Genomic DNA, 24,065 nt, shown 5'->3' on the forward strand with positions numbered 1-24,065 from the left:
TTTGCGATGCTGAGTCCTTACATGTCGCCCATCGAACGGGTGTGGTTCTACAGCCTGCGGATCCTCTGCGGCCTGATCCTGTTGTTCCTGATCCTGCCGGTGCTGGTGATTATTCCGCTGTCGTTCAACTCGGGGAGTTTTCTGGTCTACCCGCTGCAGGGGTTCTCGCTGCAGTGGTATCACGACTTCTTCGCCTCGGCGGAGTGGATGCGCGCACTGAGGAACAGCATCATCGTCGCCCCGGCCGCGACGGTGCTGGCAATGATCTTCGGCACGCTGGCGGCGATCGGCCTGACCCGGGGCGACTTTCCCGGCAAATCGCTGGTGATGGCGCTGGTGATTTCGCCGATGGTGGTGCCGGTGGTGATCATCGGCGTGGCGAGTTATCTGTTCTTCGCGCCGCTGGGCCTGGGCAACAGCTTCTTTTCGCTGATCGTCGTGCACGCGGTGCTCGGTGTGCCGTTTGTAATCATCACCGTGTCGGCGACGTTGCAGGGCTTCAATCACAATCTGGTGCGCGCGGCTGCAAGTCTCGGTGCTTCGCCGCTGACCGCATTTCGCCGGGTGACCTTGCCGCTGATTGCGCCGGGGGTGATTTCCGGGGCGCTGTTTGCCTTTGCGACGTCGTTCGATGAAGTGGTGGTGACGCTGTTTCTCGCAGGCCCCGAGCAGGCGACGTTGCCTCGGCAGATGTTCAGCGGGATTCGCGAGAACCTCAGCCCGACGATCGCCGCTGCGGCGACGTTGCTGATTGCCTTCTCCGTCATCCTGCTGCTGACGCTGGAATGGCTACGCGGGCGTAGCGAGAAATTGCGTACCGCGCAGGTCTGAATCCGCACGCGCTCAAAAATGTGGGAGGGGGCTTGCTCCCGAAGGCGGTGGGTCAGGCAACATCTATTGCCAATGATCCACCGCTTTCGGGAGCAAGCCCCCTCCCACAATGGATTTATGTCGTGTGCAACGTTCTTGGTCATTCATGACCTGAATAGCAGACAACCTCAAATCCCCAGCTAATCTTGTGCCCAGCTCCCACATCTATAAGAGGCTGCGCACCATGAGTCTGTCCCAGTTCAAAATCGCTCATAAACTGATCACCGGCGCCGCAGCCATCGAACAACTGGCCGCCGAGCTCACCCGCCTCGATGTCGATAATCCACTAATCGTGACCGACGCCGCGCTGGTCCAGTCCGGTACCGTCGAGCTGGCGTTGGCGCAACTTGGCGGGCGTGACTACGAGATTTTCGACCGAGTGCTGCCCGACCCGGAAATCGCCATTGTCGAAGACTGCATGCGCGCCTACCGCGACGGCGGGCATGACGGTTTGATCGGCCTCGGCGGCGGCAGTGCCATCGACATCGCCAAGAGTGTCGCCGCTTACGCCGGTTACCACGGGGCACTGGAGGACCTGTTCGGCGTCGATCAGGTGCCACGCAAAGGCCCGCCGCTGATTGCCATTCCCACCACCGCCGGAACTGGTTCCGAAGTCACCAATGTGGCGATCCTCTCGGACAAGGTCGCGCAGTTGAAGAAAGGCATCGTCAGCGACTATCTGTTGCCGGACGTCGCTCTGGTCAGCCCGCAAATGACCCTGACCTGCCCGCGCAGCGTCACCGCCGCCAGCGGTGTCGATGCACTGGTGCACGCCATCGAATCCTATCTGTCGGTGAATGCCTCGCCGATCACCGACTCCCTTGCCATCGGTGCGATCAGGCTGATCGCCAGGGCGCTGCCCAAGGCCTACGCCAACGGTGCCAATCTGCAAGCGCGCGAAGACATGGCCACCGCCAGCCTGATGGCAGGCATGGCGTTCGGTAACGCTGGCGTGGGCGCGGTGCATGCGCTGGCGTATCCGCTGGGCGGGCGCTTCAACATTGCCCACGGCGTCAGCAACGCCTTGCTGCTGCCGTATGTGATGACCTGGAACAAGATGGCCTGCCTCGAACGGATGCAGGATATTGCCGAAGCCATGGGGCTGAAGACTGCGCATCTGAGTGCGGCCGAAGCGGCGGACAAAGCCGTGCAGGCGATGACCGATTTGTGTGCGGCGGTGGAAATCCCTGCCGGGCTGCGCAGTTTTGGTGTGCCGGAGGAAGCGATCCCGGCGATGGCCGTGGAGGCCGCCGGCATCGAGCGTCTGATGCGCAACAACCCGCGCCAGCTCAGCGCCGTCGACATCGAAAAGATCTACCGCGCAGCCTACTGAGCTAGGCTCGCTGAGCGCTCATGGCACAACCCAATCATCGCGGTCCCGGTGCGCGCGTGGAAACTTGAGGTATACAATGCGCGCCATCGTGATTTAGCTCAGCACAGGTGCGTCATGCAGCCCTTCGTAATTGCTCCGTCGATCCTCTCCGCCGACTTCGCCCGCCTCGGCGAGGAAGTGGACAACGTTCTCGCCGCCGGCGCCGACTTCGTTCATTTCGACGTCATGGACAACCACTACGTGCCGAACCTGACGATCGGCCCGACGGTCTGCGCAGCACTGCGCAAGTACGGCGTCACCGCGCCGATCGACGCGCACCTGATGGTCAGCCCGGTGGATCGCATCGTTGGCGACTTCATCGAAGCCGGCGCCACCTACATCACCTTCCACCCGGAAGCCACGTTGCACGTCGATCGCTCGCTGCAACTGATCCGTGAAGGCGGCTGCAAGTCCGGCCTGGTATTCAACCCGGCGACCCCGCTGGACGTGCTCAAGTATGTGATCGACAAGGTCGACATGGTCCTGCTGATGAGCGTCAACCCAGGCTTCGGCGGGCAGAAGTTCATTCCCGGTACCCTCGACAAACTGCGCGAAGCGCGGGCGATCATCGATGCGTCGGGGCGTGACATCCGCCTGGAGATCGATGGCGGCGTCAACGTCAACAACATCCGCGAAATCGCTGCTGCTGGTGCTGATACCTTTGTCGCCGGCTCGGCCATTTTCAACGCGCCGAACTATCAGGAAGTCATCGACAAGATGCGTTCCGAACTGGCACTGGCGCGCCCATGAGCGGTTTTGAGCAGTTGTTCCCGGGGCAACTGCCACGGTTGGTGATGTTCGATCTGGATGGCACGCTGATCGATTCGGTTCCCGACCTGGCAGCGGCCGTGGACACCATGCTGCTCTCTCTCGGCCGCCCGCCTGCGGGCATCGAAGCGGTGCGCGAGTGGGTCGGCAATGGCGCGCCAGTGCTGGTGCGTCGGGCCTTGGCCGGTAGCATCGATCATTCGGCGGTGGATGATGCCGAGGCCGAGCGCGCGCTGGAAATCTTTATGGAAGCGTACGGCGCCAGCCATGAGCTGACCGTGGTCTATCCCGGTGCGCGCGACACGCTCAAGTGGCTGCACAAGCAAGGCGTGGCCATGGCGCTGATCACCAACAAGCCGGAGCGTTTCGTCGCGCCGCTGCTCGATCAGATGAAGATCGGGCGCTACTTCAAATGGATCATTGGCGGCGATACCTTGCCGCAGAAGAAGCCTGACCCGGCGGCCCTGTTTTTCGTGATGAAAATGGCCAACATTCCGGCCTCGCAATCGTTGTTCGTCGGCGACTCGCGCAGCGATGTGCAGGCGGCAAAAGCGGCGGGGGTCAAATGTGTGGCGCTGAGCTACGGCTACAACCATGGCCGGCCGATTGCCGAGGAATCCCCAGCGCTGGTGATCGACGATTTGCGCAAACTAATTCCCGGTTGCCTGGATCTGGCCGGTGGGATAACGTTGCCCGACGCTGTTCAACCCCCTTCTGGAAACGCCATCGTGGTGGTCACCCGCAAACTCTGGATGAAAGTCATCAAGGCCCTGGCCCGCTGGCGTTGGCGCGCCTGACTGATTCTGGCCGGCCTGCCGGCGCGTTTGCCTACCTGACCGATTACACCTCATTCCACGAGGCACCTCATGATCCGCGAAGAATTCCTGCGTCTGGCCGCTGACGGCTATAACCGCATTCCACTGGCCTGTGAAACCCTGGCCGACTTCGACACGCCGCTGTCGATCTACCTGAAACTGGCCGACCAGCCCAACACCTACCTGCTCGAATCGGTGCAGGGCGGCGAGAAATGGGGCCGTTACTCGATGATCGGCCTGCCGTGCCGCACCGTTCTGCGTGTGCATGACCATCATGTCAGCATCACCGTTGACGGCATCGAAACCGAAAGCCACGACGTTGAAGATCCATTGGCCTTCGTCGAAACCTTCAAGGCGCGCTACAACGTGCCGACCATTGCCGGTCTGCCGCGTTTCAACGGTGGCCTGGTCGGTTACTTCGGTTACGACTGCGTGCGTTATGTCGAAAAACGTCTGGGCAAATGCCCGAATCCCGATCCGCTGGGCGTGCCGGACATTCTGCTGATGGTCTCCGACGCTGTTGTGGTGTTCGACAACCTCGCCAGCAAGATGCATGCGATCGTGCTGGCCGACCCGGCGCAGGCCGATGCCTTTGAACACGGTCAGGCGCGTTTGCAGGAACTGCTTGAGCAACTGCGCCAGCCGATCACCCCGCGTCGTGGCCTGGACTTCAGCAAACAGCAATCGGCCGATCCGGTGTTCCGCTCCAGTTTTACCCAGAACGATTACGAAAAAGCCGTCGACACCATCAAGGAATACATCCTTGCCGGCGACTGCATGCAGGTGGTGCCATCGCAGCGTATGTCGATCGACTTCAAGGCTGCGCCGATCGATCTGTACCGCGCGCTGCGCTGCTTCAACCCGACGCCGTACATGTATTTTTTCAACTTTGGTGATTTCCATGTCGTTGGCAGTTCGCCGGAAGTGCTGGTGCGCGTCGAAGACAACCTGATCACCGTACGCCCGATCGCCGGCACGCGCCCACGCGGCGCGACCGAAGAAGCCGATGCTGCGCTGGAGCAAGATCTGCTCTCGGATGACAAGGAGATCGCCGAGCACTTGATGCTGATCGATCTGGGCCGCAACGATACCGGGCGCGTCTCGGAAATCGGCTCGGTGAAGCTCACCGAAAAAATGGTCATCGAGCGTTATTCCAATGTCATGCACATTGTCTCCAACGTCACCGGCCAGTTGAAGGCGGGCCTGACCGCGATGGACGCGCTGCGGGCGATTCTGCCAGCGGGTACGTTGTCCGGGGCACCGAAGATTCGCGCGATGGAAATCATCGACGAGCTCGAGCCGGTCAAGCGCGGTGTGTACGGGGGCGCGGTCGGTTACTTTGCCTGGAACGGCAACATGGATACTGCCATTGCCATTCGTACGGCGGTGATCAAGAACGGCGAACTGCACGTGCAGGCCGGCGGCGGCATCGTCGCCGATTCGGTGCCGGCGCTGGAATGGGAAGAAACCCTGAACAAACGCCGCGCAATGTTCCGCGCCGTGGCCCTGGCCGAGCAAACCCCGGAAGCCTGAGCCCACAACCGACCCCTGTGGGAGCGGGCTTGCTCGCGAAAACGGTGGATCAGTCGACCTTTACATCAACTGACCGAATGCATTCGCGAGCAAGCCCGCTCCCTCATTCGATTTGTGTGTAGCCAAAAAAAGCGGCGCCCTGACAGGCGCCGCTTTTTTGCATCTACGACTCAAAAATCCAGCACAACCCCGACATTCAATCCCTGCTGCTTGAAGTCATCATCCTTACGGAACGTATAACCCCCACGCAACGCCAGATCCGCCGTCAGCTTGTGACTGACACCCAGGCTCAAGCGGTTCAGGTGACTGGCCGGCGTGTAGCCTTCAAGGGTGAAGTCATTGGCCGGCAGGGTATTGAGCGCGATATTGACCTTCTGCACGTCATCTTCGTACTCACGCTCGTGAGCGTATTCGCCGTAAACCTGAGTCTGCGCGGTGAAGTTGTACTTGCCCTGAATCCCCAGGCCCAGACGTTTCGAATCGCGGCTCTGGTCGTCGAAGGTCAGCGCCGTGGCGCGGTTGCTCTTTTCCGAGTAACCGTCGACATCGACACTGGCGTAATCGGCGCTTACAAACGGCGAAAGATGCCATTGGCTGCCCGGTTGCGCAATGTCATAACCCAGGCGCGTGCTGAACGCCCACAGGCTGCCGTCGGTATCGCCTTTCTCCGCACCCTCGCTGGCGCCGAGGTCGAACTTGCGCTTGAGGTTGTCGTAGTCGAGTTTGCCGCCGGTCAGCGCGGCGTCGGCCCACCAGCGGTTCTGCTGGAACTGGGCGAACGCGGTGGCCATGTAGCTGTTGAGTTTGTAATCAGAGTCGTTGTGGCCGGCCTCAAGATTCTGCCGGTACAAACCGGCCGCCACGCCCACGCGCCAGGCTTCGTTGAGACGATAGCTGCCACCGACGTTGAGGTTATAACCGCTGCCATCGGCACTGGCGGCGCTGTTTTGGCTGTCGACATCCAGACGCTGTCCGCCGGCCGAGACAATAGCGCGCCATTGGCCGACCGCCTGCCAGTTTTCCCAATCCGCCTGCCACTGGTTACGCAATTCATCCTGATGCGCGCGCACGGTGCCGTGAGCCATTTCCGGCAACAGGCTCAATTCCCATGGTGCTGCGAGCAGGGAGTAGGCGTAATCGGCGATCAGTTTTTGTCCGGATTCGGTCGGGTGCACGCCATCGTTGTAGATCAGTTTGGTCGGATCTGGCGTGGCGCTGTTGATTCCGTATCGGGCGTTCTCAGGGCAGCCGCCGCCGCTGAAACAGGTGGCGGTCAGGTTCTGGTCAGTCGCCAGACCGAAGCGCCCCGGGTCGGCGAAGACTTCCGAGAGCAGCACCGGAATGTTCAGCGGAATGACTTCGGCGTTGATGCCTTGCAGGCGCGTCACCAACTGGCTGTTGAACTGGTTGGCCAGGGTGCTGCTGAACGCTTGCAGCGGCGTGCCGTTGAGTGCCGGGGTCAGGCCCACGTCTGGCAGCAGCCAGACCATCACGTATTTCGCGCCGGCGGTCTGCAGCGTCTGCACGCTGTCGGCCAGGCGATCGGCTGCGGCGTTGGCCTGGGGCAGGCTCAAAATGCGGCCCTGGAGGAAATCGTTGCCACCACCGGAAATGTAGTACAGCGCATTCGGGTCGGCGCGAAAGCCGTTTGATGGCAGATAACCGGGGCGCGTGCGTTCGCCGGTGGCCGATTGGGTGGTGATCGAGTCGAGAATCTGGTCGGTGCGATAGCCGCCGACCGCCCAGTTGTTGCCGTCGGGCTGGCCGTTTTCCGCACGCACGGCGGAACTGGAAGAGGCTGTCTGGTCCGGCGAATAGCCCAGGCGCCCGCCAAGCAACTGTGTGGAATTCAATGAATACACTTCGCCGCTGCCGTCCTGATACACCGGCCCGGTGCGGTTGGTGTAGCGCTCGGTGGAACCCGCCGGGCCGCCTGTGTCGGCGAAGGTGCCGGCATCGTTGAGGCTATCGCCGAACACAATGAAACTGGAATAAGGATTGGGCGCTGCATTGGCCTGGGCGCACGCGAGTGCGAGCACGCAGCTGGCCAGCGGTACAAACAACGTCTGTCTGATCATGAGCAAGTCCGTTTATTTATTGTTGTAGGTGAACGAAACGACAGTACCAAAAACGTTCGGCATTTTGCCATCGGTCGCGAATCCTTCCGCCGTTTTATAACCCGCAGGCCCCGCCATATTGCACGCTCCGCCCAGCTAAGTTACTGTGCCGGAACGTATGAACGAGACCTTCCCCGTGTTGATCACCAGCAAACTTCTGGATCAAGTCATCAAGGCACACGCCCGCTGGCGTTGGCGCGCCTGAATCTTCTCTGCCGGCCTCGCCGGATCTGTATCGCTTTGCCTTCCTTGTCTGTTTGAAATGCCGCTGTGCTGGCGCCCTCTGCGCGTCCGACATCGCGCAGCGCCCTGCGGGCAAGTCATCTGAAGGCTGTCATCAAGTCAGAATTCAAGAGGTTCGAAACGCCATGTTGCTGATGATCGACAACTACGACTCCTTTACTTACAACGTTGTGCAATATCTCGGCGAGCTGGGTGCCGAGGTCAAAGTGGTGCGCAACGACGAACTGACCATCGCCGAAATCGAAGCGCTGAATCCCGAGCGCATCGTGGTTTCCCCTGGGCCGTGCACGCCCACCGAGGCGGGCATTTCCATCGACGCGATCAAACACTTCGCCGGCAAACTGCCGATTCTCGGCGTCTGCCTTGGCCACCAGTCCATCGGCCAGGCCTTCGGCGGCGACGTGGTCCGCGCCCGCCAGGTCATGCACGGTAAGACTAGCCCGGTATTCCACGAGGACAAGGGTGTGTTTGCCGGTCTCAATCATCCGCTCACCGTTACCCGTTATCACTCACTGATCGTCAAGCACGACAGCCTGCCCGATTGCCTGGAGCTGACCGCGTGGACCCAGCACGATGACGGCTCGATCGACGAGATCATGGGCCTGCGTCACAAGACCCTGAATATCGAGGGTGTGCAGTTCCACCCCGAGTCGATCCTCACCGAGCAGGGTCATGAACTGTTTGCCAATTTCCTCAAACAAACCGGCGGCACGCGCTAAGGACTTCCCATGAATATCAAGACAGCCCTGAGCCGTATCGTCGAACACCTCGACCTCAGCACCGATGAAATGCGCGATGTGATGCGCGAAATCATGACCGGGCAATGCACCGAAGCGCAGATCGGCGCGTTCATGATGGCCATGCGCATGAAGAGCGAGAGCATCGACGAGATCGTTGGCGCCGTGTCGGTGATGCGTGAGCTCGCCGATCAGGTCGAGCTGAAAACCCTCGACGGCGTAGTCGATGTCGTCGGTACTGGCGGTGACGGTGCGAACATCTTCAACGTATCGACTGCGTCCTCCTTTGTTGTCGCTGCGGCCGGTTGCACCGTCGCCAAGCACGGCAACCGCGCGGTGTCCGGCAAGAGCGGCAGCGCCGATCTGCTGGAGGCTGCTGGCATCTACTTGAACCTGACGCCGGTTCAGGTGGCGCGCTGCATCGACAGCGTCGGCATCGGGTTCATGTTCGCCCAGACTCACCACAAAGCGATGAAATACGCCGCCGGCCCGCGCCGCGAACTCGGCCTGCGCACGCTGTTCAACATGCTTGGCCCGCTTACGAATCCGGCCGGCGTGAAGCATCAAGTGGTGGGCGTGTTCACCCAGACGCTGTGCCGCCCATTGGCGGAGGTCTTGCAACGATTGGGCAGCAAACACGTGCTGGTGGTGCATTCGAAGGACGGTCTGGACGAATTCAGCCTGGCCGCGCCGACCTTTGTCGCCGAGCTGAAAAACAACCAGATCACTGAATATTGGGTCGAACCGGAAGATCTCGGCATGAAGAGCCAGAGCCTGCACGGTCTCTCGGTCGAAGGTCCGGAAGCGTCGCTGGCGCTGATCCGCGATGCCCTCGGCAAGCGCAAAACCGACAACGGCCAGAAAGCTGCCGAGATGATTGTGCTCAATGCCGGTGCGGCGCTGTATGCCGCCGACCTGGCAAGCAGTCTGAAACAAGGTGTGGAGCTGGCGCACGATGCGCTGCACACTGGCCTCGCTCGGGAAAAGCTCGAGGAGCTGGGTGCCTTTACCGCGGTATTCAAAGTGGAGAATGAAGGATGAGTGTACCGACGGTTCTGGAAAAGATTCTGGCGCGCAAGGTTGAAGAAGTCGCCGAGCGCAGCGCTCGGGTCAGCCTGAGCGAGCTGGAAGGTCTGGCCAAGGCGGCCGATGCACCCCGTGGTTTTGCCCAGGCATTGCTGGCGCAAGCGAAAAAGAAACAACCGGCCGTGATTGCCGAAATCAAAAAGGCTTCGCCGAGCAAAGGCGTGATTCGCGAAGACTTCGTACCAGCCGACATCGCCAAAAGCTACGAGAAGGGCGGGGCGACGTGTCTGTCGGTGCTGACCGACATCGATTACTTCCAGGGTGCCGACGCCTACCTGCAACAGGCGCGCGCTGCCTGCAAACTGCCGGTAATCCGCAAGGACTTCATGATTGATCCGTACCAGATCGTTGAAGCCCGCGCGCTGGGCGCCGATTGCGTCCTGCTGATCGTCTCCGCACTGGACGACGTGAAAATGGCCGAACTGGCCGCCGTGGCCAAAGGTGTCGGTCTCGACGTATTGGTCGAAGTGCACGACGGTGACGAACTGGAGCGCGCGTTGAAGACCCTCGACACGCCGCTGGTCGGCGTCAACAACCGCAACCTGCACACCTTTGACGTCAACTTGGAAACCACTCTCGACCTGCTGCCGCGCATCCCGCGCGATCGCCTGGTGATCACCGAAAGCGGCATCCTCAACCGGGCCGACGTCGAACTGATGGAAATCAGCGACGTGTATTCGTTCCTGGTCGGGGAAGCGTTCATGCGCGCCGAAAATCCGGGCATTGAATTGCAGCGCCTGTTCTTCCCGGAACGTGGCGGTCCGGTAATAAGCGGTTCGACCCTCGACTGATTCGCTCCAGACCGAGTCGACTCATTCGCGAGCAAGCCCGCTCCCACAGGGAAGTGCATTCCAAATGTGGGAGCGGGCTTGCTCGCGAAGAGACCCTCAAAACCCCCACAGATTGCAGATTTGCCGGAGCCCACCATGTCGCTGCCAACCCCGCTGACCATCGAATCCGGCCTGCAAGCCGAACAGGACTTGTTGGCCTCGGTCTGCGCCGGTGACGCCGAATTCGGCCTGCTGTTCTGGCAACCCACCGACCGCGCGCTAGTGATGCCGCGTCGCCTAAACCGACTCCCGCACTTCGACCACGCCTGCGAAGTCTCTGCTATGTCCGGCTGGCCGGTGCTGTTGCGCGAGACCGGCGGCGAACCTGTCCCGCAATCCGCTGCAACCATCAACATTGCCTTGGTGTATGCCCCGCCCCGCAGCGAAGGTGACCTGAACCGCATCGAAACCGGCTACCGCCGTCTGTGCGATCCGATCTGTCAGTTGTTGGATGAATTGGGTGGCGCCTCGTCGGTCGGCGAAATCGACGGCGCATTCTGTGACGGACGTTTCAACGTCAATCTCGACGGTCGCAAGATGGTCGGCACCGCCCAGCGCTGGCGCCAGAGTCAGGGCGGCCAACGTCCGGTGGGGTTGGTGCATGGTGCGATGCTGATGGATGACGAACGTGAAGCGATGGTCGCCGCGGTCAATCGCTTCAATGAAGCCTGCGACCTGGAGCAGCGGGTGCGGGCTCAAAGCCATATCGCCCTGCATGAAAAATTCAACGCGCCACAGGCGTTGTTGCGTCTCGATGAATTGTTTCGTTTGATGCTGGCGCAGATCTACAGCGCCTGATTGACGGGCTCAGCGCGTTCCGAAGACCACCATGGTCTTGCCTTTGACATCGACCAGGTTGCGTTCTTCAAGATCCTTGAGCACGCGGCCGACCATCTCTCGCGAGCAACCGACAATTCGACCGATCTCCTGACGGGTGACTTTGATCTGCATTCCATCCGGGTGAGTCATGGCGTCCGGCTGTTTACAGAGCTCCAGCAGGCAGCGGGCGACGCGGCCGGTGACGTCGAAGAACGCGAGGTCGCCGACTTTGCGCGTGGTGTTGCGCAGGCGCTGTGCGATTTGTCCGCTGAGCGCGTAAAGAATGTCTGGATCCTGCTGCGATAACTCGCGGAACTTGGCGTAACTGATTTCCGCAGTTTCACATTCGACCTTGGCCCGCACCCAGGCGCTGCGTTCCTGTTCGTGGCCGGCCTGTTCGAACAAACCCAGTTCGCCGAAGAAGTCGCCGGCGTTGAGGTAGGCAATGATCATCTCGCGACCATCGTCGTCTTCGATGAGGATGGTGACCGAGCCCTTGATGATGAAGAACAGCGTGTCCGAGCGATCGCCGGCGCAGATGATGTTGCTCTTGGCTGCGTGGCGGCGGCGCTGGCAATGCATCAACAGTTTGTCGATGTTCTTGATTTTGGGTGTGGGGGTAATAGCAACCATGGTTGTATCCCGAAAAGACTGCACGGTGATGTTTTTATGAGGCGCTGAAGGCGGTCGCTACAGGGCTGACGAATGAGCGCCAGCGAATTGGCGCCAGCTTACCAGACACTTCGTCGAAAATTCGAGAAATTACCTACAGCCAGAAAGCAACCTTCCTAGGACGTCGTTCCTGCCGGGACAAAGCGCTGTGCTAAGCTGGCGACCCTTTTTTTACAGTGGAGTCTGGGCGATGAAGGCACGCATCCAATGGGCTGGCGAAGCCATGTTCCTCGGCGAATCCGGCAGCGGTCATGTTGTGGTGATGGACGGCCCGCCGGACGCCGGTGGGCGTAATCTCGGGGTTCGCCCGATGGAAATGCTTTTGCTGGGTGTCGGCGGTTGCAGCAACTTCGACGTGGTCAGCATCCTGAAAAAGTCGCGTCAGGCCGTGGAAAGCTGCGAAGCCTTCCTTGACGCCGAGCGTGCGACTGAAGATCCCAAGGTCTTTACCAAGATCCACATGCACTTCGTGGTCAAGGGCCGGGGCCTGAAAGAAGCCCAGGTCAAGCGCGCCATCGAGCTGTCTGCCGAGAAGTATTGCTCGGCGTCGATCATGCTCGGCGCGGCTGGTGTGGCAATCACTCACGACTATGAAATCGTCGAACTCGGCTGATCCGACATTCAACTATCATAAAAGCAGTGCAGACTCTGGCGATCCCCCGCTGACGTCTGCATAATGCGCCACTTTTTTCAGGGCAGTGATCGGTCAGCCGACGGATCATCCGCCTGAACAGACAACCAAAATCGCCATCGCGAAGAGGTGTTAACCGTCCTACGCAGGTGCGTCGTTCGCACTTGACGGGCATGCTTGATCACGCGGCCGGGCCGCATACATAGAGAGTTTTTAACGGTGAAAAGCAAACTCAAGCTCCACGGGTTCAATAACCTGACAAAGACCTTGAGCTTCAACATCTATGACATCTGCTACGCGGAAACCCCGCAAGACCAGCAGGCTTACGTCGAGTACATCAATCAAGAGTACAACGCGAAACGCCTGACGCAGATTCTCACAGAAGTTGTCGAGATCATTGGTGCCAACATCCTGAACATCGCCAGTCAGGACTATGAACCCCAGGGCGCCAGCGTCACGATTCTGATTTCGGAAGAGCCGGTAACCCCGACTGACAGCCAGATCGAAGAGTCGCCGGGCCCCTTGCCGGAAATCATTCTGGCCCACCTCGACAAGAGCCACATCACGGTGCACACCTATCCGGAAATCCATCCGGACGATGGTATTGCGACGTTCCGTGTGGATATCGACGTGTCGACCTGTGGTGTCATTTCACCGCTCAAAGCGCTCAACTTCCTCATTCACCAGTTCGATTCGGACATCGTGACCGTGGATTACCGTGTGCGCGGCTTCACCCGTGACGTTGAAGGCAACAAGCACTTCATCGACCACGAAATCAACTCGATCCAGAACTACCTCTCCGAAGACACCCGCGACGCGTACCAGATGACCGACGTGAACGTGTACCAGGAAAACCTGTTCCACACCAAAATGCTGCTGAAGAACTTCGAACTGGACAACTACCTGTTCGGCGACGCCACCAGCAATCTTTCGCCCGAGCAACGTGCCCAGGTGACCGACCGTGTGAAACACGAAATGCTGGAAATCTTCTACGCGCGCAACATGCCGACCTGAGATTCTCGGGCACAAAAAAGGCGACCTCCTGGTCGCCTTTTTCTTGCTTTACACAAAACCCTGTGGGAGCTGGCTTGCCAGCGATAGGGCTATATCGGGCGATACATATCTCAGATCCGATAAGTACTTTTGGTCATCACCTTCGCCAACAAACTCATGCCGAACTTCACCGGCGCCGGAAAGCGAAACCCGCCGGCATCCAGGGCGCTCTCCGCATGATGTTCTTCATCAATGCGCATCTGCTCGAGAATCGCACGGGACTTTTCATCCTCGACCGGCAATTGCTCCAGATGCTCGTTCAGGTGCTTGCAAACCTGATGCTCGGTCGCCGCTACGAAACCAAGACTGACCTTGTCGCTGATCAGCCCGGCGACCGCGCCGATGCCGAACGACATGCCATAAAACAATGGATTCAACACGCTGGTGTGACTGCCCAATTGATGGATGCGCTGCTCACACCAGACCAGATGATCGATCTCTTCTTCAGCTGCGTGCTCCATCGCTTCGCGCACCTGCGGCAACTTGGCGGTCAGCGCCTGTCCTTGATACAGCGCCTGGGCGCAGACCTCGCCGGTGTGGTTGATGCGCATCAGGCCAGCGACGTGGCGGGTGTCCTCATCGCTCATTAGCGTGTCCGGCTGCAGAATCGCCGGCGATGGGCGGTACGGCTGGCCACTGAAGGGCAACAGGGTGCGCATCGCGGCATCGGCTTGCAGCAGCAGACGGTCTATGGGCGAGTAGTGACGTTGGGTAGTCATGCTGACCTCCGGGAAGAATCTCGGCGGCCAGTTTAACCGAATCGGCCGGCGAGGGTTTGCGCTGGGTCATTGGCCGCAGTGTTGCGGGTTATCGCTCCATGTCGCCGAAGGCTGCAAAATCAAAGGATCGCAGCCTTCGGCAAGCCGCAGTGAGTTTCAGCCCGGCGGCCAGTTCATCTGGCGCTGCCCCAGCACGTGCATATGGATGTGATAGACAGTCTGCCCACCAAGTTCATTGCAGTTCATCACCACGCGAAAGCCTTCTTCACAACCCAGTTCAAGCGCAAGACGCTGTGCGGTGAACAAAATGTGCCCGGCCAGTGCCTTGTCGTCTTCGGTCAGGTCGTTGAGCGTGCGCACCGGTTTCTTCGGAATCACCAGAAAGTGCACTGGGGCCTGCGGGGCGATGTCGTGGAAGGCCAGAACCTGGTCGTCCTCGTAAATGATATTGGCCGGGATTTCCCGGTTGATGATCTTGGTGAACAGAGTATCCACTGCTGTTTCTCCGTTGAGTTGGGCTGAATCAAGTGTACCGCTTGGAAGTCGCTTTCCTAGCGGGGGCAGTAAGCTTTGTTGACCATGCCGACAATCGTCCGGTTAAGCCAGCGCGAACCCAGTCGCGACAGGAACGCCAGCCAGCGGTTGCGTCGTCCCGGAATGATGATCGCGCGGTTTTTATCCAGCGCACGCACGGCATGCAGCGCCACTTCTTCCGGGCTCATCAGCGAGTTGCTGCTTTCGATCTTTTCGCTGCTCATCTGTGCGGTTCGGAAGAATGGTGTACGCGTCGGGCCGGGGCACAGGACCGAAACTTTCACGCCGCTTTGTTTGAGCTCCACGCGCAAGGCTTCGGAAAAATGCAGCACATACGCTTTACTGGCGTAGTAGGTGCTCATCCACGGGCCGGGACTGTAGGCGGCGACCGACGCGACGTTCAGAATCTGCCCGCCACCCAGCAGCGCCATGCTGTTGCCCACCGCGTGGCAGAGGCGGGTGAGGGCGAGAATGTTGACCTCGATGAGATCCTGCTCTGTCATCCAGTCCTGTGCAAGGAACGGCCCGCACGTGCCGATGCCGGCGCAATTGACCAGCAGATCGATCTGCCGGTCGCCTTCTTCCAGCTCCAGTAAAAAGCCTGACAGGCGCAACGGTTCGCCGAGGTCGCAGGCACGAAACAATACTTCGACATCGAAACGCTGGGTCAGCTCGATGGCGATACTCTCCAGCTGATCACGCTGTCGTGCCACCAGAATCAGGCTGCGGCCGCGCCGGGCCAGCGCTTCGGCCATGGCCAGGCCGATGCCGCTGGAAGCGCCAGTGATCAGAGCGTAACGGGTCATGCAATTCTCCATCGCAACAGCTCCGCGCCGGCGACGCGGTTGTCACGACGGGGAGCGCTGTTCATTCTTGCGCAGAGTCTACAGGGGCCTGCGCGGGTTCGGCTGCCTCGTCGGCGGAAATCGCTGGCGGTTCGACGACCTCAACGTCGTCGGTCGTCACCGAGCCGCTGTCATAGCTGCTCTCCAGATTGCTTTCATATTCTTCCTGCACAGCCGAGAAGCCGCCGAGTAGACCGCCGGCAAAAATCAGCGCGATGAACACGATCCATAAAGAGCACAACACCTTGACCGCCGTACTGTTGGGCGGTGGTGGCGGCCCATAGCGGTTGGCGCCGGCGTTGCCGGGAGCGAGCATGATCACCAGGGGGAAGAAGCTGCCCACGAAAGGCACCAGATTGAGCAACCACAGCCAGCCCGACCAGCCGATATCGTGCAGGCGCTGAACGCTGAACAGAATGCTGACGATCATGAAGCCAATGAACAGGAAGAGAGCCAGAATCCCGCCCAGGATCAGGCCGGTGGTCGAGTCTCCGCTGACCAGGCCCAAAGCAATCAGGGCGAACACGCCGACGATAGGCAAGGTCACCAGACTTAAGACCATGGTCCAGGCCAAAAAGCGCAGGCGACCGATCCGGCCCTCGACGCTGAATGGCTTGAGCGTAGCGAACGCTGGCAGGCTCTCTCCGACATTCGCGCGGGGCGGGGCGTAGGGTGTGTCCGGTTCGGTCGCCGCTGCCGGGTTATCGCGGACATCCGCCAGATTCAGCTCGATGGCGGTTTCCGCTTCGATCCGCGCATCGATCCCGGTTTTGCTCAACGCTTGCAGGTACGTCTGGGCATCATTGTGGGACAAGTCCCGTTTGAGGGCGACGGCGCGGCCACTGAAAAGGCGCTCGATGCCAGCCACATCACTTTTGAACAGATCCGCCAGATTCAGTTTGGCAGTAGTGAGGTCGACGCCGGGCTGCAGCGCGCCGTCGAAGACGATCTTGTAACGGGGTTCGCTCATGGCCGAGGCATCCTTGTCGCGATTGGTTTGCAGGTATTCGGTAAAAGGCCAGTCTGAAAGCGAATGGCCGGGTATCTCTCAGCGCGGCCAGCGTTCCGGCAGCTGTGCGGCGCGCGCCTGAGCCTGACGATATTCAGCATCGAGCCGTGCAACCAATTGATCCACGCTCGGCAAGTCATCGATCTGCCCGACACCTTGGCCCGCAGACCATACGGTCTTCCAGGCTTTGGCTTCGTCATTGATGGGCTTGAGCTTGTCGCCGAAGTTGACCTCGCCCTTGCCTTGCAGTGCTGCCATATCGAAACCGGCCGCCTCCAGGCTCTGGCGCATGAAACTGGCCGGCACTCCCGACACCGCTGGAGTATGAATGATGTCGGCAGCCTTGGCTGTCAGCAGCATGTCTTTGTAGGCGTCAGGCGCGTGACTTTCGGTGGTGCCGATAAATCGCGTACCGAAGTAGGCCAAATCTGCACCAAGCAGCTGTGCGGCAAGAATCTCATGACCGTGGTTCAAACATCCTGCAAGCAACAGCGTCTTGTCGAAAAACTCACGGATTTCTGCAATTAGCGCAAACGGACTCCAGGTACCGGCATGTCCGCCGGCGCCGGCCGCGACGGCAATCAGCCCGTCGACACCGGCTTCAGCGGCTTTCTCGGCATGGCGCCGCGTGGTGACGTCGTGGAACACCAGACCGCCATAGCTGTGCACCGCGTCGACCAGTTCCTTTACCGCGCCGAGGCTGGTGATAACGATCGGCACCTTGTGTTCGACGCAGATGTCCAGATCCGCCTGCAGGCGCGGGTTGCTGTGGTGAGCAATCAGGTTCACGGCATAAGGTGCCGGGTTGTGGAGCGTCGCCAGGCCCGCTTCGATCTGTTCCAGCCAGGCTTTGAACCCACTGCTTTCGCGCTGATTGAGCGCCGGAAAGCTGCCGACCACGCCATTGCGGCAACAGGCGAGCACCAGTTCCGGATTGGAGATCAGGAACATCGGCGCCGCTACCACGGGCAGACGCAGACGTTGTTCGAGCAGAACGGGCAGCGACATTGTGAACACCCCAAGGATCTGTATTGGTTGAAGTTAGAACGGCTTGACCACGACCAGAATTACGATAGCCAGCAATATCAGAACCGGCACCTCATTGAACCAGCGATAAAAGACATGGCTGCGGGTATTTTCGCCACGCGCAAAACGCTTTACCTGCGCGCCGCACATATGGTGGTAACCGATCAGCAGCACGACGAGGGTCAGTTTGGCGTGGATCCAGCCACCCTGGCTGAAGAGGCTGGGATTAAGGTAGATCAGCCAACCACCGAAGATCAGCGTGGCGATCATCGCCGGGCCCATGATGCCGCGATACAGCTTGCGCTCCATGACGCTGAAGCGTTCTTGGCTGATCGTGTCTGTGCTTTGTGCGTGGTAAACGAACAGGCGCGGCAAGTAGAACAGCCCGGCAAACCAGCAAACGATGCTGACGATGTGAAACGCTTTGAGCCATAGATAGAGCATTTTTGGTTATTCCCTCATTCACGGTAGCCAGATAGTAGAGGCTTGAGCGTCCGCGCGTCACCTTGGCGGTTGTCGCAGGCGCGCGCGGCCCCTATTATCGACGGCTTTCCAGTGGGTTCGTTGAGGGCAGGTTTATGGTCAAGGTCGGTATCGTCGGCGGCACGGGTTACACCGGTGTCGAACTGCTGCGTCTGTTGGCACAGCATCCGCAGGCAGAAGTGGTCGTCATCACTTCCCGATCCGAGGCCGGTCTGGCCGTGGCTGACATGTACCCGAACCTGCGCGGCCACTATGACGGGCTGGCGTTCAGCGTGCCAGACGTGAAAACCCTTGGCGCCTGCGATGTGGTGTTCTTCGCCACGCCACACGGTGTGGCTCACGCCTTGGCAGGCGAGCTGCTGGCGGCGGGCACCAAGGTCATCGATTTGTCCGCCGACTTCCGTCTGCAGGACGCTGACGAATGGGCCAAGTGGTACGGCCAGCCACACGGCGCACCGGAATTGCTGGACGAAGCGGTCTATGGTCTGCCGGAAGTCAATCGCGAGCAGATCAAGAAAGCGCGCCTGATCGCGGTGCCGGGTTGCTATCCGACCGCAACGCAATTGGGTTTCCTGCCGTTGCTGGAAGCAGGTCTGGCCGACGCATCGCGTTTGATCGCCGACTGCAAATCCGGTGTCAGTGGTGCCGGGCGTGGTGCGGCTGTAGGTTCTTTGTACTCCGAGACGTCGGAAAGCATGAAGGCCTATGCGGTAAAAGGTCATCGTCACCTGCCGGAAATTCGCCAGGGCCTGCGTCGGGCGGCGGGCAAGGATGTCGGCCTGACCTTCGTCCCGCATTTGACGCCGATGATTCGCGGTATTCACTCCACGCTCTACGCGACAGTAGCGGATCGCTCGGTTGATCTGCAGGCACTGTTCGAAAAGCGCTATGCCAACGAACCGTTCGTCGACGTAATGCCGGCCGGCAGCCATCCCGAAACCCGTAGCGTGCGTGGCGCCAACGTCTGCCGCATCGCGGTGCACCGCCCTCAGGATGGTGATCTGGTCGTGGTACTGTCGGTCATCGACAACCTTGTCAAAGGCGCGTCGGGGCAGGCGGTGCAGAACATGAACATCCTGTTTGGCCTGGACGAACGCTTCGGTTTGTCTCACGCCGGCATGCTGCCCTGACACTGCCGCAGCCTATCAGCGGCAAGCTTGAAGCTCACGGCTTGAAGCTTGCCGCTGCTCTCTAATAGTTGACCAATTTTCTAGGACAAGCGGATAATGCGCGTCATCACGCATTATGGCGGCGTAACGCCGGGAGATAGTCAGCATGAGCGTCGAATCCTTCACCCCCACGGCTTTGCAATTCACCCACGGTGCCGCGCACAAAGTGAAGAGCCTGGTCGATGAAGAGGGGAATGATCGCCTGAAGCTGCGCGTATTCGTTACGGGCGGCGGTTGTTCAGGGTTTCAATACGGTTTCACCTTCGATGAAGACGTGGCCGATGACGACACCATCGTCGAGCGCGAGGGCGTGAGCCTGGTGGTCGATCCGATGAGTTTCCAATACCTGGCCGGTGCCGAGGTTGATTATCAGGAAGGGCTGGAAGGTTCGCGCTTCGTGATCAAGAACCCGAATGCCACTACAACTTGTGGTTGCGGATCGTCGTTCTCGATCTGATCGCGCTTCACCGCACACGCAAAGCGCCGCAGAGCCTTTCGGTTCTGCGGCGTTTTTGTGTTTGAAGCTTATGCCGGATAGATGGCGCCGAGTACGCGCAGACCCCGAGCACCCGTGACGCTTGGCCGGTTAGCAGCAATCCCTTCCAGGCAGCAATGAGCGAGCCAAGCGAAGGCCATGGCTTCGACCCAATCCGGATCTATACCGTGAGTTGCGGTGCTGGCGACTTTGGTGTTTGGCAGTAGATCCGCCAGACGCTTCATCAGCGTCGCGTTATGGGCGCCACCGCCACAGACCAGCAGTTCTCGTGTGTCCGGCTGAGCACTTTGTAGCGACTCGACGATGGTCCGCGCCGTCAGCTCAAGTAGCGTGGCCTGAACGTCTTCGGCAGTGAAGGTCGGCAGGCGCGAAAGATGCTGCTCCAGCCATGGCAGATTGAAGACTTCCCGGCCCGTACTCTTCGGGCCTTTGGTGACGAAGAACGGGTCGCTGAGCAGTGCCTTGAGTAGCGTTGGTTCAACCTTGCCGGTCGCAGCCCATTGGCCGTCCCGGTCATAGTTTTCGCCGCGTTGACAATGAATCCAGGCATCCATCAGAACATTTCCCGGGCCACAGTCGAAGCCGGCTACAGGTGTGTTCGGCTCAATCAGACTCAGATTGCTGAATCCGCCTACATTCAAGACTGCCCGGTTACCGGTACGCTCTTCAAACAAGGCCTCATGAAAGGCTGGCACCAAAGGCGCACCTTGGCCGCCGGCAGCGACATCGCGGCTGCGGAAATCACTGACGACGGTAATACCGGTCAACTCAGTCAGCAGGGCAGGGTTACCGATCTGTACTGTGAAACCGCGCGCCGGTTCATGGCGAATAGTCTGGCCGTGGCTGCCGATGGCGCGGATGGCTTGGGGTTCGAGCTGTTGTCGGGTGAGGAGGGCGTGGATACCTGAAGCGGCAAGTTCGACCCAGCGTTGCTGAGCAATCGCCGAACGAGCGATCTCGTCGTCGCCGCTGGCACACAAGCCAAGCAGCTCGGCGCGCAGGGAGTCAGGCATTGGCAGGTAGTGGGTGGCGATCAAGTTGATCGCCGGGTTCTGCTCGATCAGGGCGATGTCCAGCCCGTCGAGACTGGTTCCGGACATCACACCGATATACAGGGCCATGGCCTAGCGCTTGCTCGAAGCCAGCATGGTGGCCTTCTCTTGATCCATGCGCGCCATCAATGGCTGGCTCTGCGACATGAAGCGCGCGCGTTCGGACTTGGCGATCGGATCGGCCATCGGCAGCTTCTGGCCCAGCGGATCGACGTGTACGCCATTGACCTGGAATTCATAGTGCAAATGCGGACCAGTCGACAGCCCCGTGGTGCCGATGTAGCCGATCACCTGACCTTGCTTGACGGTGCCGCCGGTTTTCACGCCTTTGGCGAAGCCCTGCATGTGGCCGTAAAGCGTGCGGTAAGTGTTGCCGTGCTGAATGATCACAGTGTTGCCGTAACCACCACGACGGCCGGCCAGCAACACTTTGCCGTCACCAGCAGCCTTGATCGGCGTGCCCCGTGGTGCGGCATAGTCAACGCCTTTGTGGGCGCGGATCTTGTTGAGAATCGGATGTTTGCGGCCCATGGAAAATTTCGAGCTGATGCGGGCGAAGTCAACCGGTGTCCGGATGAAAGCCTTGCGCATGCTGTTGCCATCGGCAGTGTAATAGCTGCTGTTGCCTTGTTTGTTTGTGTAGCGAACCGCGGTGTAAGTCTTGCCGCGGTTGGTGAAGCGTGCAGACAGGATCGGGCCGTTGCCGACGGCTTTGCCATTGATGACTTTCTGCTCGTAGATCACATCGAATTCGTCGCCTTGGCGAATGTCCTGTGCGAAATCGACGTCGTACCCGAAGACGCTCGCCATATCCATGGTCAGGCTGTGAGACAGGCCAGCCCGCGCAGCCGACTGCGACAGTGAGCTGTTGATAACGCCGTGTACGTAAGCGGTGCGAACGGTTGGCTTGGCGGTGACGCGATTGAACGAATAACCCTTGTCGTTTTTGGTCAGGGTGATGGTTTCAACATCGCTGACCTTGCTATGCAGGCTGGTCAACTGGCCTTCCGGACTCAGTTCGAATTCGAGTTTCTGACCACGCTTGAGCTGGCTGAACTGCTTGGCTTGCTTATCGCTCGCCAGTACTTCATGCACGGACGCCGCCGGCAGACCGACCTTTTCGAACAGGGTAGACAGTGTGTCGCCTTTGGCGACGACCACTTCCCGATGGCCTGGCTCTTTCGGCTTCTCTGCGAGCGCGACAGGCGCCGGGGCGGTTTCAGCGGTTTGCGCGGTGCTTTCGCGGCTGTTTTCGATTTGTGCAAACGGCGAAGCTGCCGGTTCGTTTGTGGCTTGAGCCGCGTCAGCGGCGTCTTGATCTTGTGTCAGTTGTTCGGCAGGGCTTTCCAGTTCGAGACTCAGAGTCGTCTTTTTGGCTTCAACGTCGCTGGACGGGAATACCAGCAACGCCAGACTGAGAAGGGCGGCGATTCCACTTGCGGCAAGCAGGTGGGTCTTAGGGTAAAGCGGGGGCGCTTTAGACGGTTCTGTGGTCATAGGTAATTTTTGACTTTGAATAGATGAATTGGAAAAGATGAATGACATGATGAAGATGAAATAACTGTATAAAATATAACCAAATCATCTGTGAAGCAAGTCTGCGGAGCCAAGGCCCGTGGATTGGTGTTCGTGCGCCGGGCAAAACTTGTAATTGGTGCGCGTTCTTGTATGGTTGGTTCCCTTTGAATCTGAGCCTTGCGGGTCTGTTATGAAGTCGGTTGAAGAGCAGCTAGCGCTGATTAAACGTGGTGCGGAAGAACTATTGGTCGAGTCCGAGCTGGTCGAGAAGCTCAAGCGCGGCCAACCGTTGCGTATCAAGGCTGGTTTCGATCCGACCGCTCCGGATCTGCATCTGGGTCATACCGTGCTTATTAATAAGCTGCGTCAGTTCCAGGAGCTGGGGCATCAGGTGATCTTCCTTATAGGTGACTTCACCGGGATGATCGGTGATCCGAGTGGCAAGAGCGCTACGCGTCCACCGCTGACGCGCGAGCAGGTTCTGGAGAATGCCGAGACCTACAAGACTCAGGTTTTCAAAATTCTTGATCCGGCGAAAACCGAAGTTGCCTTCAACTCCACCTGGATGGACAAGATGGGGCCTGCGGATTTCATTCGTCTGACTTCGCAGTACACCGTCGCTCGCATGCTCGAGCGCGACGACTTCGACAAGCGCTACACCACCAATCAACCGATCGCTATTCACGAGTTCCTCTATCCGCTGGTTCAGGGGTATGACTCGGTAGCGCTGCGCGCGGATGTGGAACTGGGCGGTACCGATCAGAAGTTCAACCTGCTGATGGGGCGCGAGTTGCAGCGTGGTTATGGCCAGGAAGCTCAGTGCATTCTGACCATGCCGCTGCTGGAAGGTCTGGATGGCGTTAAGAAGATGTCCAAGTCGCTGGGCAACTACGTCGGTATCCAGGAGGCGCCGGGCGTCATGTACAGCAAGCTGGTTTCGATCCCGGATGCGCTGATGTGGCGTTACTTCGAGTTGCTCAGCTTTCGGTCGATGGATGAAATCAACGCATTCCAGGTTGATGTAAAGGCGGGTGCGAATCCGCGTGACATCAAGATCAAGCTGGCTGAAGAGATCGTTGCGCGTTTCCATGGTGAGGAGGCGGCGGCAAATGCTCACCGTGGCGCTGGCAACCGGATGAAAGATGGCGAGCTTCCAGATGACTTGCCTGAGATCGAACTGGCTTCGGCTGAAGATATGCCGATCGCTGCTGTTCTTAACAAGGCGGGCCTGGTGAAAAACTCCGCAGCGGCGCGCGACCTGTTGGCAGCGGGCGGGGTCCGTGTCGATGGTGAAGTGGTTGATCGCTCCTTTATATATGCACTGGGCGCGACTCACGTTTGCCAGGCGGGTAAGAAGGCTTTTGCACGTATCACGTTGAAATCTGAATAAAGTTGGAATTAGGGGTTGACGGCGAATTTTAGAGGTCTATAATTCGCCCCACTTCCGGCGCAGTCGAAACGGAAAACTCCTTGAGATTCAAAGAGTTATGCAGTTTTCGGCAGCGGCTTGCTTCAGATCATCGAAGCCTGGAAGGAGTTGAAAGAGCAATGATGTGTAGCTCTTTTAACGGTTCGATCTTCTCGGTCGAAAGCGGAGAAAAAGAGGTGTTGACAGCAGCGATTAACGCTGTAGAATTCGCCTCCCGCTAACGAGAGATCGGAAGCGCA

General features: G+C 59.4%; 24 protein-coding genes. 14 read left to right on the top strand and 10 right to left on the bottom strand.

What is annotated here, in order from left to right; all coding sequences use genetic code 11:
* Nucleotides 1–6: 6 nt before the first annotated feature.
* The 5 genes from ACP7D9_RS08535 (at nucleotide 7) to trpE (ending at nucleotide 5,358) form a co-directional block, all read left to right on the top strand.
* Nucleotides 7–831, top strand: a complete 825-nt coding sequence (locus ACP7D9_RS08535; RefSeq protein WP_101160854.1) for an ABC transporter permease — start codon at nucleotides 7–9, stop codon at nucleotides 829–831.
* 223 nt (nucleotides 832–1,054) lie between these two features.
* Nucleotides 1,055–2,203: an iron-containing alcohol dehydrogenase gene (locus ACP7D9_RS08540; protein ID WP_426156684.1), complete on the top strand. Its 1,149-nt coding sequence runs from the start codon at nucleotides 1,055–1,057 to the stop codon at nucleotides 2,201–2,203.
* Between the two features lie 114 nt (nucleotides 2,204–2,317).
* The gene (rpe, locus tag ACP7D9_RS08545; RefSeq protein ID WP_426156686.1) at nucleotides 2,318–2,992 is read left to right on the top strand and encodes a ribulose-phosphate 3-epimerase; all 675 of its coding nucleotides are present in this window, start codon (nucleotides 2,318–2,320) and stop codon (nucleotides 2,990–2,992) included.
* Entirely contained in the window at nucleotides 2,989–3,807 is an 819-nt protein-coding gene (locus ACP7D9_RS08550; protein WP_426156688.1) for a phosphoglycolate phosphatase, read from the top strand. Before rpe ends, ACP7D9_RS08550 begins: the two co-directional genes overlap by 4 nt.
* Nucleotides 3,808–3,876: 69 nt before the next feature.
* Entirely contained in the window at nucleotides 3,877–5,358 is a 1,482-nt protein-coding gene (trpE, locus tag ACP7D9_RS08555; RefSeq protein ID WP_426156690.1) for an anthranilate synthase component I, read from the top strand.
* Nucleotides 5,359–5,528: 170 nt separating this feature from the next.
* On the opposite strand, the gene estP is transcribed toward trpE, so the two are convergent.
* Nucleotides 5,529–7,436 carry an esterase EstP gene (gene estP, locus ACP7D9_RS08560; RefSeq protein ID WP_397479796.1) on the bottom strand — a complete coding sequence of 636 codons (1,908 nt, stop codon included), beginning with the start codon at nucleotides 7,434–7,436 and terminating at the stop codon, nucleotides 5,529–5,531.
* 407 nt (nucleotides 7,437–7,843) lie between these two features.
* Here estP and ACP7D9_RS08565 point away from each other — a divergent pair, with 407 nt between their 5' ends.
* From ACP7D9_RS08565 to ACP7D9_RS08580, 4 genes are all read left to right on the top strand, one after another.
* Complete coding sequence (locus ACP7D9_RS08565; RefSeq protein WP_426156692.1) at nucleotides 7,844–8,437, top strand: aminodeoxychorismate/anthranilate synthase component II; 594 nt, start codon at nucleotides 7,844–7,846, stop codon at nucleotides 8,435–8,437.
* 9 nt (nucleotides 8,438–8,446) lie between these two features.
* The gene (gene trpD, locus ACP7D9_RS08570) at nucleotides 8,447–9,496 is read left to right on the top strand and encodes an anthranilate phosphoribosyltransferase (protein WP_101160837.1); all 1,050 of its coding nucleotides are present in this window, start codon (nucleotides 8,447–8,449) and stop codon (nucleotides 9,494–9,496) included.
* Nucleotides 9,493–10,332, top strand: coding sequence for an indole-3-glycerol phosphate synthase TrpC (gene trpC, locus ACP7D9_RS08575; protein WP_101160835.1), 840 nt, complete (start codon nucleotides 9,493–9,495; stop codon nucleotides 10,330–10,332). Before trpD ends, trpC begins: the two co-directional genes overlap by 4 nt.
* Before the next feature lie 135 nt (nucleotides 10,333–10,467).
* Nucleotides 10,468–11,169: a lipoate--protein ligase family protein gene (locus ACP7D9_RS08580; protein ID WP_426156695.1), complete on the top strand. Its 702-nt coding sequence runs from the start codon at nucleotides 10,468–10,470 to the stop codon at nucleotides 11,167–11,169.
* Nucleotides 11,170–11,178: 9 nt separating this feature from the next.
* Here the strand turns inward: ACP7D9_RS08580 and crp are convergent, their stop codons facing one another.
* Nucleotides 11,179–11,823, bottom strand: a complete 645-nt coding sequence (crp, locus tag ACP7D9_RS08585) for a cAMP-activated global transcriptional regulator CRP (RefSeq protein WP_101160829.1) — start codon at nucleotides 11,821–11,823, stop codon at nucleotides 11,179–11,181.
* Between the two features lie 229 nt (nucleotides 11,824–12,052).
* Between crp and ACP7D9_RS08590 the strand changes: the two genes are divergently transcribed.
* The gene (locus ACP7D9_RS08590) at nucleotides 12,053–12,475 is read left to right on the top strand and encodes an OsmC family protein (RefSeq protein WP_016772921.1); all 423 of its coding nucleotides are present in this window, start codon (nucleotides 12,053–12,055) and stop codon (nucleotides 12,473–12,475) included.
* Nucleotides 12,476–12,712: 237 nt separating this feature from the next.
* Nucleotides 12,713–13,507: an adenosylmethionine decarboxylase gene (gene speD, locus ACP7D9_RS08595; protein WP_024014530.1), complete on the top strand. Its 795-nt coding sequence runs from the start codon at nucleotides 12,713–12,715 to the stop codon at nucleotides 13,505–13,507.
* 110 nt (nucleotides 13,508–13,617) lie between these two features.
* Here the strand turns inward: speD and coq7 are convergent, their stop codons facing one another.
* The 6 genes from coq7 to hemJ form a co-directional block, all read right to left on the bottom strand.
* Nucleotides 13,618–14,265: a 2-polyprenyl-3-methyl-6-methoxy-1,4-benzoquinone monooxygenase gene (gene coq7 / locus ACP7D9_RS08600; RefSeq protein WP_426156698.1), complete on the bottom strand. Its 648-nt coding sequence runs from the start codon at nucleotides 14,263–14,265 to the stop codon at nucleotides 13,618–13,620.
* Nucleotides 14,266–14,421: 156 nt separating this feature from the next.
* A complete protein-coding gene (locus ACP7D9_RS08605; RefSeq protein ID WP_016772924.1) occupies nucleotides 14,422–14,760 on the bottom strand; it encodes a histidine triad nucleotide-binding protein in 339 nt (112 codons plus the stop codon).
* A gap of 56 nt (nucleotides 14,761–14,816) precedes the next feature.
* The gene (locus ACP7D9_RS08610; protein WP_101160824.1) at nucleotides 14,817–15,605 is read right to left on the bottom strand and encodes an SDR family NAD(P)-dependent oxidoreductase; all 789 of its coding nucleotides are present in this window, start codon (nucleotides 15,603–15,605) and stop codon (nucleotides 14,817–14,819) included.
* A gap of 61 nt (nucleotides 15,606–15,666) precedes the next feature.
* Complete coding sequence (locus ACP7D9_RS08615) at nucleotides 15,667–16,614, bottom strand: DUF805 domain-containing protein (RefSeq protein ID WP_426156701.1); 948 nt, start codon at nucleotides 16,612–16,614, stop codon at nucleotides 15,667–15,669.
* A 78-nt stretch (nucleotides 16,615–16,692) separates the two neighbouring features.
* A complete protein-coding gene (locus tag ACP7D9_RS08620; protein ID WP_426156703.1) occupies nucleotides 16,693–17,661 on the bottom strand; it encodes an NAD(P)H-dependent flavin oxidoreductase in 969 nt (322 codons plus the stop codon).
* Between the two features lie 33 nt (nucleotides 17,662–17,694).
* The gene (hemJ, locus tag ACP7D9_RS08625; RefSeq protein ID WP_101160818.1) at nucleotides 17,695–18,123 is read right to left on the bottom strand and encodes a protoporphyrinogen oxidase HemJ; all 429 of its coding nucleotides are present in this window, start codon (nucleotides 18,121–18,123) and stop codon (nucleotides 17,695–17,697) included.
* A 134-nt stretch (nucleotides 18,124–18,257) separates the two neighbouring features.
* Between hemJ and argC the strand changes: the two genes are divergently transcribed.
* Together argC and erpA are read left to right on the top strand one after the other, a co-directional pair.
* On the top strand, nucleotides 18,258–19,292 hold the full coding sequence (gene argC, locus ACP7D9_RS08630) for an N-acetyl-gamma-glutamyl-phosphate reductase (protein ID WP_101160815.1): 1,035 nt from the start codon (nucleotides 18,258–18,260) through the stop codon (nucleotides 19,290–19,292).
* Between the two features lie 145 nt (nucleotides 19,293–19,437).
* On the top strand, nucleotides 19,438–19,788 hold the full coding sequence (gene erpA, locus ACP7D9_RS08635; RefSeq protein WP_003176443.1) for an iron-sulfur cluster insertion protein ErpA: 351 nt from the start codon (nucleotides 19,438–19,440) through the stop codon (nucleotides 19,786–19,788).
* 68 nt (nucleotides 19,789–19,856) lie between these two features.
* Here the strand turns inward: erpA and ACP7D9_RS08640 are convergent, their stop codons facing one another.
* Together ACP7D9_RS08640 and ACP7D9_RS08645 are read right to left on the bottom strand one after the other, a co-directional pair.
* A complete protein-coding gene (locus ACP7D9_RS08640) occupies nucleotides 19,857–20,948 on the bottom strand; it encodes an anhydro-N-acetylmuramic acid kinase (protein WP_313005137.1) in 1,092 nt (363 codons plus the stop codon).
* A 3-nt stretch (nucleotides 20,949–20,951) separates the two neighbouring features.
* Nucleotides 20,952–22,376: a peptidoglycan DD-metalloendopeptidase family protein gene (locus ACP7D9_RS08645; protein WP_426156706.1), complete on the bottom strand. Its 1,425-nt coding sequence runs from the start codon at nucleotides 22,374–22,376 to the stop codon at nucleotides 20,952–20,954.
* 211 nt (nucleotides 22,377–22,587) lie between these two features.
* On the opposite strand from ACP7D9_RS08645, the gene tyrS reads away from it, so the two are divergent.
* Nucleotides 22,588–23,787: a tyrosine--tRNA ligase gene (gene tyrS, locus ACP7D9_RS08650; RefSeq protein WP_426156731.1), complete on the top strand. Its 1,200-nt coding sequence runs from the start codon at nucleotides 22,588–22,590 to the stop codon at nucleotides 23,785–23,787.
* Nucleotides 23,788–24,065 lie beyond the last annotated feature (278 nt).

The sequence above is a fragment of the Pseudomonas sp. TSRC2-2 genome (assembly GCF_049897785.1).
GTDB lineage: Bacteria > Pseudomonadota > Gammaproteobacteria > Pseudomonadales > Pseudomonadaceae > Aquipseudomonas.